Origin of the sequence: Mycobacteroides franklinii (genome assembly GCF_002013895.1) — a bacterium.
In the GTDB taxonomy this organism is placed as follows: Bacteria; Actinomycetota; Actinomycetes; order Mycobacteriales; family Mycobacteriaceae; genus Mycobacterium; species Mycobacterium franklinii.
Map to the genome: position 1 here is coordinate 1 of NZ_MAFQ01000007.1, position 15,033 is coordinate 15,033.

Genomic DNA, 15,033 nt, shown 5'->3' on the forward strand with positions numbered 1-15,033 from the left:
AGGCATCGTGTGTGCGCTGGCCGTGGGCTTGAAATACAAGTTCGGGTTCGATGACTCCCTGGACGTGGTCGGTGTTCACCTGGTCGGTGGCATCGTGGGCACCCTGCTCATCGGGTTCTTCCTGGCCCCGGGCACCGGGGCTTCAGCGGTCAAGGAAGTCAAACTCGGTCTGTTCTACGGCGGCGGACTCGAACAACTGACACGCCAAGCGATCGGCGCGGGTTCGGTTCTGCTCTACTCGGCAATCGGCACCGCTATCGTGGCTCTCATCGTGAAGTACACCATCGGCCTACGCATCAGCGACGAGGGAGAAGCGGCAGGCGCCGACGAATCCCAACACGCAGAAGGCGCATACGACTTTGCCGCGTTGGGAAGTGGTTCGGTAATCGGCCGCCACGTCAGCTCTGGCAGCTTGGACTAGGGAGAAAGAGGAAGACATGAAGCTGGTCACCGCGATCGTCAAACCGTTCACGCTGGAAGATGTCAAGACTGGTCTGGAACAGGCCGGCATCCTCGGCATGACGGTCAGCGAGGTGCAGGGCTACGGCCGGCAGAAGGGCCACACCGAGGTATACCGCGGTGCCGAATACTCGGTGGACTTCGTGCCGAAGGTTCGCGTCGAGGTAGTGGTGGACGACAGTGCCGTCGACAAGGTGGTGGAGGTCATCGTGACCGCCGCACGCACCGGCAAAATCGGCGACGGCAAGGTATGGGTGAGCCCCGTTGACTCGGTGGTGCGGGTACGCACCGGCGAGCGGGGGGCCGACGCTCTGTAGGGCTTGGGCCCTCTGACCGCTTAGGACGGTAATCACATGGGCGCCGCAACGGACCTCGTGGCCGCTAGGGCGCAGCTGCTCGGTGATAGTGCTCGGCTGAACGCCGGCGCGATTCGGGAAGCGATGACCGACCTCAATGAGCTGTGGCTGACGACAAAGGCCGCCGAGGTCGGCATCACCGACTCCAGTGGATTCGCCATTGTGGCACTCGGCGGCCTCGGCCGACGGGAAATGCTGCCGCATTCGGATCTGGATCTGGTGCTGCTGCACGACGACAACATCGCACCGGAAACGCTTAGTGAGGTCGCGAACGGATTGTGGTACCCATTGTGGGACGCCAACATTCGACTGGATCATAGTGTGCGCACGGTTGCCGACACCTTGCACGTGGCCGGACAGGAGATGTCGGCGGCGCTGGCACTGCTCGACGCCAGGCATATCGCGGGCGATGCGCAGTTGTCCAGCTTGATGATCGGTGGGGTACGCCAGCAATGGCGTTCACAGATCCGGACCCGGCTCGATGAACTGATCGAGTACACCAAGGCCCGGTGGCGGCGCAGCGGCGAGATCGCACACCGTGCCGAGCCCGATCTGAAGTCCGGCCGCGGGGGCCTGCGCGATGTTCAGTTGTTACGCGCGTTGGCCATTGCCCAACTCACCGATAGCGGGCTGGAGAAATCCTTCGACGGTGCGCATTCGGTGATCTTGGACGTCCGCACCGAATTGCATCGAGTCGCCGGGCGCGACCGCGACCAGCTGTTGGCCCAGTTCGCCGACGAAATTGGTGCGGCGTTGCGCATCGGTGACCGGTTCGACCTGGCCAGGCTGCTGTCGGACGCCGCCCGCACCATCAGCTACTCGGTGGACGTGGGGCTGCGTACTGCCGCGAATTCCATTCCTCGACGAGGTATTTCGGCGCTGCGGCGAACCGTCCGGCGTCCACTCGACGAGGGAGTGGTGGAGCATGCCGGTGAAGTGGTGCTGGCTCGTGACGCCCGCCCGGAGCGTGACCCGTCGCTGATCCTGCGGGTGGCGGCGGCCTCGGCGACGACCGGCCTGCCGATTTCCGCGTCCACATTGGGCCATCTGGCCGAATCGGCACCCGAGCTGCGCACGCCCTGGCCACGGGAGGCCCTCAAGGATCTGCTGGTGCTGCTGGAGGCCGGCCGTCCGGCGCTGGCCACCATCGAAGCGTTGGATCGAACTGGATTGTGGAGCAGGCTGTTTCCCGAATGGGGTCCGGTCCGGGACCTGCCGCCGCGCGATATCGTCCACATCTGGACCGTAGATCGGCATCTGGTCGAGGCAGTAGTCCAGGCGAGTGCCTTCACCACCCGAGTCTCCCGGCCGGATCTGTTGGTTCTCGGAGCGTTGGTTCACGACATCGGCAAGGGACGCGGCGGTGACCACAGCGTCGTCGGAGCGGAGCTCGCCGTGCAGATCGGCACTCGGTTGGGGCTATGGCCTTCCGATGTGGACCTGCTGTCGAAGATCGTGCGGTATCACCTGCTGCTGCCCAACACCGCGACGCGGCGCGATCTTGCGGACCCGGAAACCATTGAGACCGTGGTCAATACGCTCGGCGGTGATCTACTACTCCTGGAGCTGCTGCAACAGCTCGCCGAGGCCGATTCGCTGGCCACCGGTCCTGGCGTGTGGGGTGACTGGAAGGCATCACTGATCGGGGAATTGGTGCGCAAATGCCGGATGGTGATGCGCGGTGAGCAGCTGCCCGAGCCCGATCCCATTGATCCGGAACTACTTTCGCTGGCTGCCGACGGGGGAGTCCAGGTGCGGTTGACGCCTGGGGGATCTCCCCATATGTACAGCGTGAGCATGATCGCGCCCGATCAGCGCGGCCTGCTCTTCAAGGCAGCGGGGGTGCTGTCGCTGAATTCGTTGCGGGTGTTCTCGGCCTCGGTGGCCAGTCATGCGGGGTCGGCCATCAACACCTTCGAGGTATCGCCGCGATTCGGCTCACCCCCGGCGGCCGGGTTGCTGCGTCAGCAGCTGATCTCCGCCCTCGACGGGGACACCGACATCATCGCGACACTCGACGAGCGCGAACGTGAGTCCGCACAGTTCGCCACCGGTGTCGTCGGCGATCCGACACCCGCTGTGCCCACCAATTACGCGCCCGCGCCGCCCCGGATCCGATGGTTCGAGCCGGCGGGGAACCCCGATCAGCAGATCGTGGAGATCCGCACCTCGGACGCGCCGGGCCTGCTGGCACGCATTGCCGCAACGCTCGAGCGCCACGGTGTGGATATCGCGTGGGCCAGGGTGAACACCCTTGGTTCCTCAGTGGTGGACACGTTCTGTCTGAGCACCGGGCCTGAGCAGGCAGTGCTCGAGGCGGCGATTGCGTCGGTGCTGCCCACGGTGGCACCGGAGCCGAAGAAGGCTGCCGCCTCGTAGCGCGTCGACACGCCGTCTCCTGGCGGACACGTGCGATACGAGCCCGCCGCCATGCGGCGTGTCGGTGGTTCGACAGAGTCGATATCCCAGCCAGCTAGGCTGGTCCACGTGTTTGAATCGCTGTCTGACCGGTTGACCGATGCCCTTGCCGGCCTACGGGGCAAGGGCCGTCTGTCCGACGCCGATATCGACGCGACCTGCCGGACCATTCGGCTCGCGTTGCTTGAGGCCGATGTGGCGCTGCCCGTTGTGCGCACCTTCATCGGCCGCATCAAGGAACGCGCCAAGGGCGCCGAGGTCTCCGGCGCGCTGAACCCCGCGCAACAGGTCGTCAAGATCGTCAACGAGGAGCTGATCGGCATCCTCGGCGGGGAAACCCGTCAGCTGGCTTTCGCCAAGACCCCGCCGACCGTGATCATGCTGGCCGGTCTGCAGGGTGCCGGTAAGACGACACTCGCCGGAAAGCTGGCCAAATGGCTTAAGGGACAAGGGCATACCCCGCTTCTGGTGGCCTGCGACCTGCAGCGTCCGGGCGCGGTGAATCAGCTACAGGTGGTCGGTGAGCGCGCCGGCGTATCCGTCTACGCCCCGCACCCGGGCACCGCCGACGGCGGCCTGGAAGTTGGCTCGCTGGTCGGCGACCCGGTGGCGGTGGCCCGCGACGGCCTGGCCCATGCCAAGGCCCAGCACTTCGACGTGGTGCTCGTGGACACCGCCGGCCGCCTCGGTATCGACGCCGAGCTGATGGACCAGGCGGCACGCATCCGCGATGCCGTCGACCCCGACGAGGTGCTGTTCGTCCTCGACGCCATGATCGGCCAGGACGCGGTGAGCACCGCAGAGGCCTTCCGCGCGGGGGTCGGATTCACCGGCGTCGTCCTGACCAAGCTCGACGGCGACGCCCGCGGTGGTGCCGCGCTGTCGGTGCGTGAGATCACCGGCACCCCGATCCTGTTCGCGTCCACCGGCGAAAAGCTGGAGGACTTCGATGTCTTCCACCCCGACCGGATGGCCAGCCGAATCCTGGGTATGGGCGACCTGCTGTCCCTGATCGAACAGGCCGAACAACACTTCGATGCCGAACAGTCGCTGGCTGCCGCCGAGAAGATCACCTCGGGGGAACTCACGCTCGAGGACTTCCTGGAGCAGATGCTCGCGATCCGCAAGATGGGGCCGATCGGCAACCTGCTGGGCATGTTGCCCGGGGCCGGCCAGATGAAGGACGCGCTGGCTGCCGTCGACGACAAGCAGCTCGACCGGGTACAGGCCATCATCCGTGGCATGACGCCCACCGAGCGGGCCGATCCGAAGATCATCAATGCCTCCCGCAGGCTGCGCATCGCCAATGGCTCCGGGGTGGCGGTCTCCGAGGTCAATCAGCTTGTGGACCGCTTCTTCGAGGCGCGCAAGATGATGGCCTCGATGGCGGGCCGCATGGGCATGGGCGCCATCAACCGCAAGAGCAACCGCAAGGGCGGTAAGAACACCAAGAAGGGCAAGAAGGGCTCACGGGGCCCCACTGCGCCGAAGATCCGGGGTGGATTCCCGGGCATGGCTGGGCTGCCCGGGGGAATGCCGGCGGGATTCCCTGACCTGTCCGGTATGCCGGAAGGTCTGGGCGAACTGCCGCCCGGTCTGGCCGATATCGACATCTCGAAGCTGAAGTTCCCCAAGAACTGAGCCAGATGCCCGTGCATTTGCGTGGACGAACTCTTCCGTCCGAAGAGTCCATCGATCTGTGGGTGCATGACGGCGTCATCAGCCTTGAAGCGATAGCGGGCGCCGACACCGTTTTTGACGGCGGCTGGCTGCTGCCCGGACTTGTCGACGCGCACTGCCACGTCGGAGTCGGACCGCACGGCCCGACCTCGCTCGGGGAAGCGATTGCGCAGGCCGAGGCCGAGCGCGAGGTGGGTGCACTGCTCCTGCGCGACGCCGGATCCCCGGTGGATACCCGCGGCTTCGATGAGCGCGAAGACCTGCCACGGATCATCCGCGCGGGCAGGCACTTGGCCAAGCCCAAGCGTTACATCCCCGGGTTGCCCATCGACATCGAGGATGACTCGCAGCTTCCCGAAGCCGTTGCCCTCCAAGCGCGTTGGGGCGATGGCTGGGTGAAGTTGGTGGGGGACTGGATTGATCGCTCCGTCGGCGACTTGGCTCCGCTGTGGTCAGACGAGATCCTCAAAGAGGCCGTCGATGCCGCGCATGCCAACGGTGCGCGGGTCACCGCCCATGTCTTCGGCGAGGACGCGCTGCCGGGTCTGATTCGCGCCGGAATCGACTGCATCGAGCACGGCACCGGTCTCACCGATGACACCACCGCCCTGATGGTCGAACATGGCACCGCGCTCGTCCCGACTGTCATCAACATCGAGAACTTCCCGGGAATCGCAGACTCCGCAGCGAAGTACCCGATCTATGCCCAGCACATGCGCGATCTGTATGCCGGCCTGCACACGACCTTCGGGAACGCGTATGACGCGGGCATCCCGATCTACGCGGGTACCGATGCCGGTGGTGGGATCGCGCACGGACGTATCGCCGACGAGGTCGCCGCGCTCACGCGGATCGGCATGAGCGCCACCGATGCGTTGGGCGCTGCGTCGTGGCGGGCTCGGGACTGGCTGGGCCGGCCCGGCCTGGAGCACGGCGCACCGGCCGATCTCGTCGCTTACCGTGCGGACCCACGCACCGGACCAGGTGTGCTGTCGCGTCCAGACCTCGTCATGCTGCGCGGCCAGATTCGATAGAGTGCCCGTCATGCGTTTCGCGATGGCGGTGGTGATGAGCTGGGGCCTGGCGGTCGCGATGCCGGCGTCGGCGCATGCCGAGACGCTCTGCCGAGACTTCAACACGATGGACGACGCAGGAAAGCTGGCCGCTGTTCAGGAGGCGGCCGCGGGCGGCAACGCGGTGGCACAGATCTCGCCCGGGGACGCTGTGTCCTTGGCCATTGCGATGTGCCGGGTTCGCACCGGTGAAACCGTGCTCCAGGTGCTTAATACCAAGGTCTAGAGCGAACCGACGCTGGTCGAACCGTCATTGAGAAAGCCCCAGTCGAACAGGCTCGCGGCCTGATCCCAATAGGTCGGGCCACCCTCGTGGATGAGGCCGTACATCATCACCACGACCAGCCGTTTGCCGTCATGCTCGGCGGCCGCCACGTAGGTCTTGCGGGCCAAGTCGGTGAACCCGGTCTTGCCGCCGATGACTCCTGGATAGCGGTACATCAGCTCGTTCTGATTGTGCAGCACGCGGCCCGGGAACTCGGCGGCTGGCTGCCGGGTGATATCCGCGAACACCGGATTGGCCAGCGCCGCCCGGAAGATCACGGCCAGATCGTGCGGGCTGGTGCGCATGTCCATGCCCGGCGCGTCCAGTCCGGACGGGGAGGCGGTGTGCGTGGCGGTGGCACCGAGTGCCGCTGCCTTCGCGTTCATCTTGTCCACGGCCGCCTCACGGCCGCCCAGCATGTGGGCCAACGTGTTCGCGGCGTCGTTACCGGATTCCAGCAGCGCACCCTCGAGCAGGTCGTGGGTGGTGTAGGTCTGTCCGGCCTTGATGCCCACACAGTTGCATTCGGCATGGGAGTCGGCGGCATCGGCAACCACGGTGGCGTCCAGCGGCAGCTCGTCGAGCGCGACCAGGGCCAGCAGCACCTTGATGGTGCTGGCAGGGGGGTGCACGGCATAGGGGTCGCGTGCGGCCAGGATCTGACCAGAGTCCAGATCCGCGACCAACCATGCCTGCGCGGGCCCCTCGGGCGGCGGCGGAGCCATGTCAGCATGCGCGACGCCGACGGACATCACCGACAGGAACAGGGCGCTGAGCACCGCCAAGGAACGGTTTCTACGTAGGACCACTGAGGAAGACATCGGGTCCGACACTAGCGCAGGGTCGATGCCACGTGGTCCAGGTCCAGCGATTCCACGAACTTCGGCTGCTGATACAACTCGCGCAGCTGATCTTGCGGAATGGCTTGCAGCGCAGACTTTTTGATCTTGTCTCCACCGCCGGCCGCCCATGCGCTGTCCCAGATCATGGCGAGCGTGCGGGCGCTGTCGGCCATCAGGATCCCGGTTTGCTCGCCGAATTGTGCCCACAGCCCGTCCTGGGTTGCCACCACGGGTTTGCCGCCCAGCGCGACGAACGCGTCGATCAGCTGGGTCGGCGCCAGCCGCTTCGCCGATCTGTCCATCAATTCGACGGTCGCCAGCGCCGCGTGCTGTCCGTCGTCGACCAGATCTACGTCGCCGAGCGAGGTCAGGGCGGTGGGTATCGCGGCCACCAACTCCGCGGCATGCCGGTCGATCATCTTGGACTCGTAGCACGCGTGCACCCCGGCACCCGTACCGTCCGGGTATCCGTCCGCCAGGTAGCTTCCGTGCAGCGGTTGCGAGGCGTCGCCCACGTAGTGCGCCAATAGGCCTGCCGCGCAGACGAACTGGCCGATCTGCTTGTTCTTGACAAAGCCAACCATCGCGTCGTAGAACTGCCAGACCCGAAAGGGCAGCAAGCCGCGCTTGTCCTGCGTGGTGTGACCGCGTTCGTCATAGAACTGCTGCCACTTGGCCACGGTGAGGTTGGCGATGTCCTGCAGGCACACGTCGCGCACGATTGAACCGTCCGGGCCGGGCTCATCGATATCGGCGTAGTGGCATGGGTGCTCGGGGCCCTGCGACCGATATCCGACCATGTGGTCGTCGCGGCCGCCCACCACTTTGCTCGGTAGGTTCTTCCAGACCAGATCCGGCACGTCGGCAAGGGGGATGATGCTGTCCGGATTGCTGCGGGCCTCCTTGAGGCGCTGGGCAATGGTCTTGGGGTCCAGCTCGGACAGCGCGAAGCTGATCGCGTCCAGGTTGGCCTGCATCAGCGTCTTGAGGTTCGGCGACCGGATCGCGTCGGGGGTGAAGGTCGCGATGCTGTAGTGGCCGGTCTGACCCCAAAACGGTTGCGCGCCCTCTTGCTGTCCGACGACCGGTTCCACGTCAAGGAGATTGCATACCGTGCTCAAGCTCGTCGCGAGTGCGAAGTTCATCGTGCACCGGGTAGCGCCGTCCAGGAATGCCTGCCCGCCCCACTCCACGGCCAACGGTGCGGGCCGCGCCCGGTCTGCGGTGAGGTGCCAGATCATTCCCGAATCGCCGGGAACCGTTTGCGGTCCTTGCGGATCCGGTGCGATGAGAAAGTCCGACACGTATTCGGAGCCACCCACCGACTTGTATCGGTAGAACAGCGCCATGACCTTGCCGGCCACCAGGCCGGAGCCCGCGCCGTGCGCCACCACGGGCTGGTCGATCAGATCGAGACCATTGGTCATGTCGCCGGTGTCGACCATCGGACCGATATCGCCGATCCCGTAGGCGGTTGACGTCCATTCCCCGGCGTCGTCGACGTCGACGAGTCCGATGTCCAGCGTGAGATAGGTGTTCGTCATCGAGAAGGGGTACACCTCGTCGAACGGCAACCGGGTGAGCTGCTGCCCGCTGGATACCCCGATCCGTGAGCGGGCCAGTCCGCGCACCATATCGATCTCTTGTCCGGCCGGTCCGCACACGTGCCGGTTGGTCAGTGCGTACAGCGTGTGCCCGTCCGTGACAAGACAACCCGCGGTCGCGGTGTGTGACTGATTCTGGACATCGACCACGATGGGGAGTCCGCCACCGAGAAGTGTGGTGGGCCAGCGTGTCTGCGTCGGGCGTTGCGGGGTGGTGGACACGGGGGCCGGATCCACCTGCACCTTGCAGACCGGGACGACGCGGCCGTCGGGCATGAACAGTTGCTTGGGCACGTAGTCGTACGGGGTAAGGGACTTGGGTGCGGCCCAGTCGCTGATGAAGACCATCACGCACGGCCAGGAAAATCCTTGTTCCACCCGGGAATTGACCAGCGTGCGAGCACCGCCCGGCTGCTCGCGGATCAGATATCGGCCGATCGCGGTGCCCACCACATTGGGTTTGTTGGTCAGGTGGTGGTGGTAGAGGTCACGGGCTGCCAACAGGTCGGTGACCGACAGTGCTTGCAGGTTGTCCACCGTTGTTTGGTTGTTCTCGCGCGCACGGCTCATCCTTAGATTCGTAGCGTTCGCGAACCAGATGCCGGTGCGTATCGGATGAACACCGGATGAACCGCTGCTGGGAACACCCCGGGAACATAAGCGGACTGCAGTCCGTTAAAGGGGTATGACAAATCGTGTGCTGTTTGGTTTGGACACCTTCGCCGACGTCCCCGCAGGTATGACCAACCCGGAAGCGATCCGTGCGGTCGTTGAGGAAGGGGTGCGTGCCGATCAGGTGGGCGTCGACATCTTCGCCATCGGAGAGCACCATCGCACCGAATTCGTGGGGGAGTCTCCCGAGATGATGCTGGCCGCGATCGCCGCCCGGACCGAGCGGATCACGCTCGCGACCGCTGTCACGGTGCTCAGCACCGACGATCCGGTGCGGGTCTACCAACGGTTCGCGACTCTCGATGGAATCTCCAATGGCCGGGCCGAGGTGGTGTTGGGTCGGGGATCGTTCACCGATTCCTTCCCGCTGTTCGGCTACGACCTGGCCGACTACGACGAACTCTTCGAGGAGAAGTTCGATCTCTTGGCCAAGCTGCTGCCGGGGGATCCGGTGACCTGGTCGGGGAAGCTGCGATCGTCCTTGGACGGCGTGGATGTGTTCCCGAAAACCGCCGATGGTCTGCGGGCCTGGGTGGGGGTGGGCGGATCGCCGGACTCGGTGGTTCGGAGCGTGCGATACCGGATACCGATGATCCTGGCGATCATCGGCGGCAACCCGATGCGATTTGAGCCCTACGTGGACCTGTACCGCCGTGCTCAGGACCAGCTTGGGGTCACCGAGCCGATGCCGCTGGGCGTGCACAGTCCCGGGCATATCGCCGAGTCCGACGAGGAGGCGATCGCGCAGTACTGGCCGGGGTTCCGGGAGTTGCGCACCACCATCGGGCGTGAGCGCGGCTGGCCCGCCCCGCGGTACGAGGAGTATCTGGCCGAGGTGAAGTCGGGCTCGCTATATGTGGGTTCACCGGACACCGTGGCGGCCAAGATGGCCAAGACCATCCGCGGCCTCGGCGCGGACAGGTTCAGCCTGGTGTACCAGGCGTCGCAGCCGGGGCTGGGCATGCAGAACGTCGAGCTGTACGGGACCCAGGTGATACCGCGAGTGCGTGAGTTGCTCGCTCTCGGTGAGGCCGGAGCGGCTTAGGCAAAGTTGTAGGTGGCCAACGCTTTTGCGACCACCCTGCCGGCCGGATCGGCGACCGTGACCTCGATGTTCGAGAGCCGCTTACCGCGGCGGACCACCTGGCCCACCGCGGTAAGGTCGGTGGCGTCGGCTGCGGAGACGTAGTTGACGGTCAATGAAGCCGTTGAGCCACCGAACTTCTCGGGCACCGTGTCATCGGCCCACGCCGCTGCCATGGCCGCCGTATCGGCGAGGGTTGCGATCGCGCCGCCGTGGCCGGTGTGGCCCATGGTCGCCAGCTCGGGTTTGAACGGCATGGCGAGCACCGCGCGATCGTTGCCGATCTCGGTGAGTGTGATTCCCAGATGCTGACACAGCGGCGAGTTCGGGACGAATTGCGTGATGATTTCGGTCCGAGTGGGCATGCTCACAAGTTATGACATCCGCTTGGACTCTCGACGAAGTTTCCGACCGCCTGCAGATTCAGCAGCTCCTGGTCGACTACGCGACCGCCATCGATACCCGCCAGTTCGACGATCTGGATGAGGTGTTCACCAACGACGCGTACATCGACTACCGCGCGATGGGTGGCATCGACGGGGATTACCCGGACGTCAAGGCCTGGTTGGCGCAGGTGCTTCCGGCATTTCCGATGTATGCGCACATGCTGGGAAACATCTCGATCCGTTTCGACGACGAAGGTGGCGCGGAGCGGTCCTCCGCGGTGGTGCGCAGCCTGTGTTTCAACCCGATGGTGCCGGGCGGCGACACCGAACAGGTGCTCTTTCTGGGGCTTTGGTACGACGATGTGGTGGTCCGCACCCGGCACGGGTGGAGGCTGACGCGCCGGGTCGAGACGAAGTGCTTCAACCGGCTGGTCTAGGTCCAGTTCGCCGACACGCCGTCTCGTGGTGGACAGGTGCGATACGGACCCGCCGCGGTGCGGCGTGTCGGCGGGATTTGAGCTGGTAGGCCACGCTCTGGCACAATGAGCAACCGTCCGTCGTGCTGGCCATGGCCAGCGGCGGTCAGACCCACGCGAGGCAAAACCGGATCGTGCACGTCCGCACGTATCGCCGAATTGCCGCGTGATACTCAAGGAGAAGTTGTAGTCATGGCTGTCAAGATCAAGCTCACCCGCCTCGGGAAGATCCGCAACCCGCAGTACCGCATCCAGATCGCCGATGCCCGCACCCGCCGCGAAGGCCGTGCCATCGAGGTGATCGGCCGGTACCACCCGAAGGAAGAGCCCAGCCTGATCGAGATCGATTCCGAGCGCGCACAGTACTGGCTGTCCGTCGGTGCGCAGCCGACCGATCCGGTGCTGGCTCTGCTGAAGATCACCGGTGACTGGCAGAAGTTCAAGGGCCTGCCCGGCGCCGAGGGCACCCTGAAGGTCAAGGAGCCCAAGCCGAGCAAGCTGGACCTGTTCAACGCCGCCCTGGCCGAGGCTGATGGCGCCCCCACCGGCGAGGCCATCCAGCAGAAAAAGAAGAAGGCCCCGAAGAAGGCCGAGCAGGACGAGGCCGCTGAAGCTGCCGAAGCCCCCGCGGAAGCCGCCGAGGCTCCTGCTGAATCCACTGACGCCGCAAGCGAATAGGACCTCAGATGAGTTCCGTCGTGGTCGACGCCGTCGAGCATCTGGTACGAGGAATCGTCGATAACCCCGATGATGTCCGCGTTGACCTGGTGACGAACCGTCGTGGCCGCACCGTAGAGGTCCACGTCCACCCCGACGATCTCGGAAAAGTGATCGGTCGGGGCGGGCGCACCGCCACCGCCCTGCGCACCCTCGTCGCGGGCGTGGGCGGCCGCGGCATCCGGGTCGACGTGGTGGACACCGACCGTTAGTTCCGCATCATGATTTTCGCGCGAGCTAGGGACACCTCCCAGCTGTGGGGGCTTCGTTCATGGAGCTAGTCATCGGGCGTATTGCCAAGGCGCATGGTGTTACCGGCGAACTGTCGGTGGAGATCCGTACCGACGATCCCGACGGGCGCTTCGCGGTTGGTTCTGTGTTGAGCGGGCGGCTGCCCCGTGGAGGTGGCAGCCGCCAGTTCACCGTTGAATCAGTGCGCGAGCACAGCGGCCGGTTGCTGGTCAGGTTCGCCGGGGTATCCGATCGTGACGCGGCAGATGCGTTGCGCGGCACCCTTTTCACGGTGGACACCACTGATCTGCCGCCCATCGAGGACCCCGACGAGTTCTACGATCACCAGCTCGAAGGACTCGCGGTGCGAACCGTGGACGGTGCCGCTGTCGGCACCGTTTCCGAGGTTTTGCACACTCCCGGTGGGGAGTTGCTTTCGGTACGCGGTGCCGAGCGCCGGGAGATTCTGGTGCCGTTCGTCTCCGCGATCGTCACCTCGATCTCACTGGCGGACAAGGTGATCGAGATCGATCCGCCCGAAGGACTGCTGGATCTGTCGTGAGTATCCCGGCATGAAAATAGACGTTGTCACGATTTTCCCGGACTATCTGCAACCGGTACGGCAGTCCTTGCCGGGCAAGGCTATTGACTCCGGGTTGGTCGATGTCGCGGTGCATGATCTGCGGCGCTGGACCCACGATGTGCACAAGTCGGTCGACGATTCGCCGTACGGCGGCGGACCCGGCATGGTGATGAAGCCGACGGTCTGGGGAGACGCCCTGGATGAGATCTGCACGCCGGAAACGCTTCTGGTGGTGCCGACACCCGCAGGCTACCCGTTCACCCAGGACACCGCCCGTCAGTGGGCCACCGAAGATCATCTGGTGATCGCGTGTGGGCGATACGAGGGAATCGACCAGCGCGTCGCCGATGACGCCGCGACGCGGATGCGGGTGCGCGAGGTGTCGATCGGTGACTACGTGCTCAACGGCGGCGAGGCTGCCGCTTTGGTGATCATCGAAGCGGTACTGCGGCTCGTTCCCGGTGTGTTGGGCAATGCGCTTTCCGCGCAAGAAGATTCGCATTCCGCAGGGTTGGCGAGTCTTCTGGAAGGGCCGTCATACACCAGGCCGCCGAGTTGGCGGGGGATAGATGTTCCGCCGGTACTGCTCTCCGGTGACCACGCGAAGATTGCGGCCTGGCGGACCGAACAGTCGCGTCAGCGCACGGCCGAGCGGCGCCCGGACCTACTCGGTTTCGATTCGTCCGCCGGGGAACATGGTGGCGACGGCCTGAGTTAGCGTGTTGCGCGCCGTCACGTCGTTGGCGGTCTGCAGTGACGACACCACCACGATGAATCGCCGGTCGGGGCCCACGACACCTGTCGAAAGATGCATCCACGCCGACCCGACGCAGCACATCCAGCCCTGCTTCACCGCGACAGGTTCGCCGGGAATGCCGTCCGGGATTCCGAAACGCTGGGGGTACCCGTCGATGCCGTTGGGTGTCGAGCGGCTCAGATCGTCGACGATGATGTTTGCCCGCTCGGGAGGCAGCCCGCCCGTGCCGGAGAGCAGCATGTCGTAGTACTGGACCAGGTCGTTGGCAGTGCTGATGGTGTTCCACCACATCCCGTCCGAGGGCACGGTGGTGGAGGCGAGCCCGTAGCGTGCGGCCACACGGGTGATGATCGAGTTGCCGCCCCCGCGCTGCCAGAAGATCTCGGCTGCGCTGTCGTCCGAGGACTGCAGCATCCGGTCGAAGGCGGCGCGGTCGTCGGCGGTGAGGGTGACCTCGCCCTGCGATTCGCGCATCAGCAGGTCATCGGCAATGAACAGCTTGGCTACCGAGGCGATGGCGATGGTGCTGTTGTTGCCGTTGGACACGACTGCGCCCGAGGCGCGGTCCTTGATCACCGCGGTCAATGTGGCGCCGACGCTCTTGGCCTGGATGGTTGCTGTCTTGGTGCGATCAGGCAGCGACTCGAAGGATGTCGGGCTGTCGACCTCGAAGACGGGAGGAGTTTCTGCGGGGGCGCTCACCACCGCCAGTACCGGGGTGGCCGGGTCGCTGCGTACCGATGCCACACATCCGGAGGTCAGTGAGGTGGCTCCGGCGAGCATCAAGCCCGCAAACAGATACTGGCCGCGCATGCGTAGACCCCCTCTGCGGTCAGACTCTGACTTTGTTACCCATGTGACGGGTGGTTCCGGTCACGGTAGCCTACTAGTAGTTTCCGGAAAGCTCCTGCCCAAGGGGTGCTCAGGTGGGCGATTTCACTGGAAGGGCCTCTGTCTGGCACAATTGACTAGCTGTCTACCGCTATGTCGGCGAACCCGGACAGAACTAAGCAACTAATGATCGGCCGAGGTGCATTTTCGCATGCCACCCGGCCGCGCGACCGCGAGGATGTATCACCGATGAACACGCTGGACTTTGTCGATCAGGCGTCGCTGCGCCAGGATGTGCCTGACTTCCGTCCCGGCGACACCGTCAACGTGCACGTCAAGGTGATCGAGGGCTCCAAGGAGCGCATCCAGGTCTTCAAGGGTGCCGTGCTTCGCCGCTCCGGTGGTGGCGTGAGCGCCACCTTCACGGTCCGCAAGGAGAGCAATGGCGTCGGCGTCGAGCGCACCTTCCCGGTGCACTCGCCCAACATCGACCACATCGAGATCGTCACCCGCGGTGCGGTCCGTCGCGCCAAGCTGTACTACCTGCGCGAGCTGCGCGGTAAGAAGGCCAAGATCAAGGAGAAGCGCTGACCGAGTCG

The 15,033-nt window shown here is 65.1% G+C and carries 16 protein-coding genes and 1 pseudogene; 13 read left to right on the forward strand and 4 right to left on the reverse strand.

The window, feature by feature from the left end; translation table 11 throughout:
* From B4393_RS12690 to B4393_RS12715, 6 genes and pseudogenes are all read left to right on the forward strand, one after another.
* Positions 1 to 421, forward strand: a pseudogene (locus B4393_RS12690) (ammonium transporter); the annotation flags it as partial.
* Positions 422 to 437: 16 nt separating this feature from the next.
* On the forward strand, positions 438 to 776 hold the full coding sequence (locus tag B4393_RS12695) for a P-II family nitrogen regulator (RefSeq protein ID WP_005056967.1): 339 nt from the start codon (positions 438 to 440) through the stop codon (positions 774 to 776).
* A 36-nt stretch (positions 777 to 812) separates the two neighbouring features.
* The gene (locus B4393_RS12700) at positions 813 to 3,194 is read left to right on the forward strand and encodes a [protein-PII] uridylyltransferase (protein WP_078334481.1); all 2,382 of its coding nucleotides are present in this window, start codon (positions 813 to 815) and stop codon (positions 3,192 to 3,194) included.
* 108 nt (positions 3,195 to 3,302) lie between these two features.
* Positions 3,303 to 4,874 carry a signal recognition particle protein gene (ffh, locus tag B4393_RS12705; protein WP_078334482.1) on the forward strand — a complete coding sequence of 524 codons (1,572 nt, stop codon included), beginning with the start codon at positions 3,303 to 3,305 and terminating at the stop codon, positions 4,872 to 4,874.
* Between the two features lie 5 nt (positions 4,875 to 4,879).
* The gene (locus B4393_RS12710; protein WP_078334483.1) at positions 4,880 to 5,947 is read left to right on the forward strand and encodes an amidohydrolase family protein; all 1,068 of its coding nucleotides are present in this window, start codon (positions 4,880 to 4,882) and stop codon (positions 5,945 to 5,947) included.
* Between the two features lies 1 nt (position 5,948).
* The gene (locus tag B4393_RS12715; RefSeq protein WP_078278260.1) at positions 5,949 to 6,212 is read left to right on the forward strand and encodes a hypothetical protein; all 264 of its coding nucleotides are present in this window, start codon (positions 5,949 to 5,951) and stop codon (positions 6,210 to 6,212) included.
* Here B4393_RS12715 and B4393_RS12720 read toward each other — a convergent pair.
* Together B4393_RS12720 and B4393_RS12725 are read right to left on the reverse strand one after the other, a co-directional pair.
* Positions 6,209 to 7,084 (reverse strand): D-alanyl-D-alanine carboxypeptidase family protein, encoded by an 876-nt coding sequence (locus B4393_RS12720; protein WP_109558306.1) that lies wholly within the window; start codon positions 7,082 to 7,084, stop codon positions 6,209 to 6,211. The genes B4393_RS12715 and B4393_RS12720 overlap by 4 nt on opposite strands.
* Entirely contained in the window at positions 7,084 to 9,267 is a 2,184-nt protein-coding gene (locus B4393_RS12725) for a Nal1-like putative serine protease (RefSeq protein WP_078334484.1), read from the reverse strand. The genes B4393_RS12720 and B4393_RS12725 overlap by 1 nt, the downstream gene beginning before the upstream one ends.
* Positions 9,268 to 9,394: 127 nt before the next feature.
* Here B4393_RS12725 and B4393_RS12730 point away from each other — a divergent pair, with 127 nt between their 5' ends.
* Complete coding sequence (locus B4393_RS12730) at positions 9,395 to 10,414, forward strand: LLM class flavin-dependent oxidoreductase (protein WP_078334682.1); 1,020 nt, start codon at positions 9,395 to 9,397, stop codon at positions 10,412 to 10,414.
* Here B4393_RS12730 and B4393_RS12735 read toward each other — a convergent pair.
* A complete protein-coding gene (locus tag B4393_RS12735; protein ID WP_078334485.1) occupies positions 10,411 to 10,818 on the reverse strand; it encodes a PaaI family thioesterase in 408 nt (135 codons plus the stop codon). The two genes, B4393_RS12730 and B4393_RS12735, sit on opposite strands and share 4 nt — an antisense overlap.
* An 11-nt stretch (positions 10,819 to 10,829) precedes the next feature.
* On the opposite strand from B4393_RS12735, the gene B4393_RS12740 reads away from it, so the two are divergent.
* From B4393_RS12740 to trmD, 5 genes are all read left to right on the forward strand, one after another.
* Entirely contained in the window at positions 10,830 to 11,276 is a 447-nt protein-coding gene (locus tag B4393_RS12740; protein ID WP_070934950.1) for a nuclear transport factor 2 family protein, read from the forward strand.
* A gap of 231 nt (positions 11,277 to 11,507) precedes the next feature.
* Positions 11,508 to 11,993: a 30S ribosomal protein S16 gene (rpsP, locus tag B4393_RS12745; protein WP_070934952.1), complete on the forward strand. Its 486-nt coding sequence runs from the start codon at positions 11,508 to 11,510 to the stop codon at positions 11,991 to 11,993.
* A gap of 8 nt (positions 11,994 to 12,001) precedes the next feature.
* A complete protein-coding gene (locus B4393_RS12750) occupies positions 12,002 to 12,244 on the forward strand; it encodes an RNA-binding protein (RefSeq protein WP_005081564.1) in 243 nt (80 codons plus the stop codon).
* A gap of 59 nt (positions 12,245 to 12,303) precedes the next feature.
* Positions 12,304 to 12,825, forward strand: coding sequence for a ribosome maturation factor RimM (gene rimM / locus B4393_RS12755; protein WP_078334486.1), 522 nt, complete (start codon positions 12,304 to 12,306; stop codon positions 12,823 to 12,825).
* A 10-nt stretch (positions 12,826 to 12,835) separates the two neighbouring features.
* Entirely contained in the window at positions 12,836 to 13,564 is a 729-nt protein-coding gene (gene trmD / locus B4393_RS12760) for a tRNA (guanosine(37)-N1)-methyltransferase TrmD (RefSeq protein ID WP_078278255.1), read from the forward strand.
* Here trmD and B4393_RS12765 read toward each other — a convergent pair.
* Positions 13,511 to 14,416 (reverse strand): serine hydrolase, encoded by a 906-nt coding sequence (locus B4393_RS12765; protein ID WP_078334487.1) that lies wholly within the window; start codon positions 14,414 to 14,416, stop codon positions 13,511 to 13,513. The two genes, trmD and B4393_RS12765, sit on opposite strands and share 54 nt — an antisense overlap.
* A gap of 267 nt (positions 14,417 to 14,683) precedes the next feature.
* Between B4393_RS12765 and rplS the strand changes: the two genes are divergently transcribed.
* The gene (gene rplS, locus B4393_RS12770) at positions 14,684 to 15,025 is read left to right on the forward strand and encodes a 50S ribosomal protein L19 (RefSeq protein ID WP_070935005.1); all 342 of its coding nucleotides are present in this window, start codon (positions 14,684 to 14,686) and stop codon (positions 15,023 to 15,025) included.
* The last annotated feature ends 8 nt before the right edge of the window (positions 15,026 to 15,033 follow it).

Bases quoted from the DNA above. Each gene is read 5' to 3' on its own strand.
- B4393_RS12695 (WP_005056967.1), top strand. From the start codon at position 438: ATGAAGCTGGTCACCGCGATCGTCAAACCGTTCACGCTGGAAGATGTC.
- B4393_RS12700 (WP_078334481.1), top strand. From the start codon at position 813: ATGGGCGCCGCAACGGACCTCGTGGCCGCTAGGGCGCAGCTGCTCGGT.
- B4393_RS12710 (WP_078334483.1), top strand. From the start codon at position 4,880: ATGCCCGTGCATTTGCGTGGACGAACTCTTCCGTCCGAAGAGTCCATC.
- B4393_RS12725 (WP_078334484.1), bottom strand. From the start codon at position 9,267: ATGAGCCGTGCGCGCGAGAACAACCAAACAACGGTGGACAACCTGCAA.
- B4393_RS12735 (WP_078334485.1), bottom strand. From the start codon at position 10,818: ATGCCCACTCGGACCGAAATCATCACGCAATTCGTCCCGAACTCGCCG.
- B4393_RS12740 (WP_070934950.1), top strand. From the start codon at position 10,830: ATGACATCCGCTTGGACTCTCGACGAAGTTTCCGACCGCCTGCAGATT.
- rpsP (WP_070934952.1), top strand. From the start codon at position 11,508: ATGGCTGTCAAGATCAAGCTCACCCGCCTCGGGAAGATCCGCAACCCG.
- B4393_RS12750 (WP_005081564.1), top strand. From the start codon at position 12,002: ATGAGTTCCGTCGTGGTCGACGCCGTCGAGCATCTGGTACGAGGAATC.
- rimM (WP_078334486.1), top strand. From the start codon at position 12,304: ATGGAGCTAGTCATCGGGCGTATTGCCAAGGCGCATGGTGTTACCGGC.
- trmD (WP_078278255.1), top strand. From the start codon at position 12,836: ATGAAAATAGACGTTGTCACGATTTTCCCGGACTATCTGCAACCGGTA.
- B4393_RS12765 (WP_078334487.1), bottom strand. From the start codon at position 14,416: ATGCGCGGCCAGTATCTGTTTGCGGGCTTGATGCTCGCCGGAGCCACC.
- rplS (WP_070935005.1), top strand. From the start codon at position 14,684: ATGAACACGCTGGACTTTGTCGATCAGGCGTCGCTGCGCCAGGATGTG.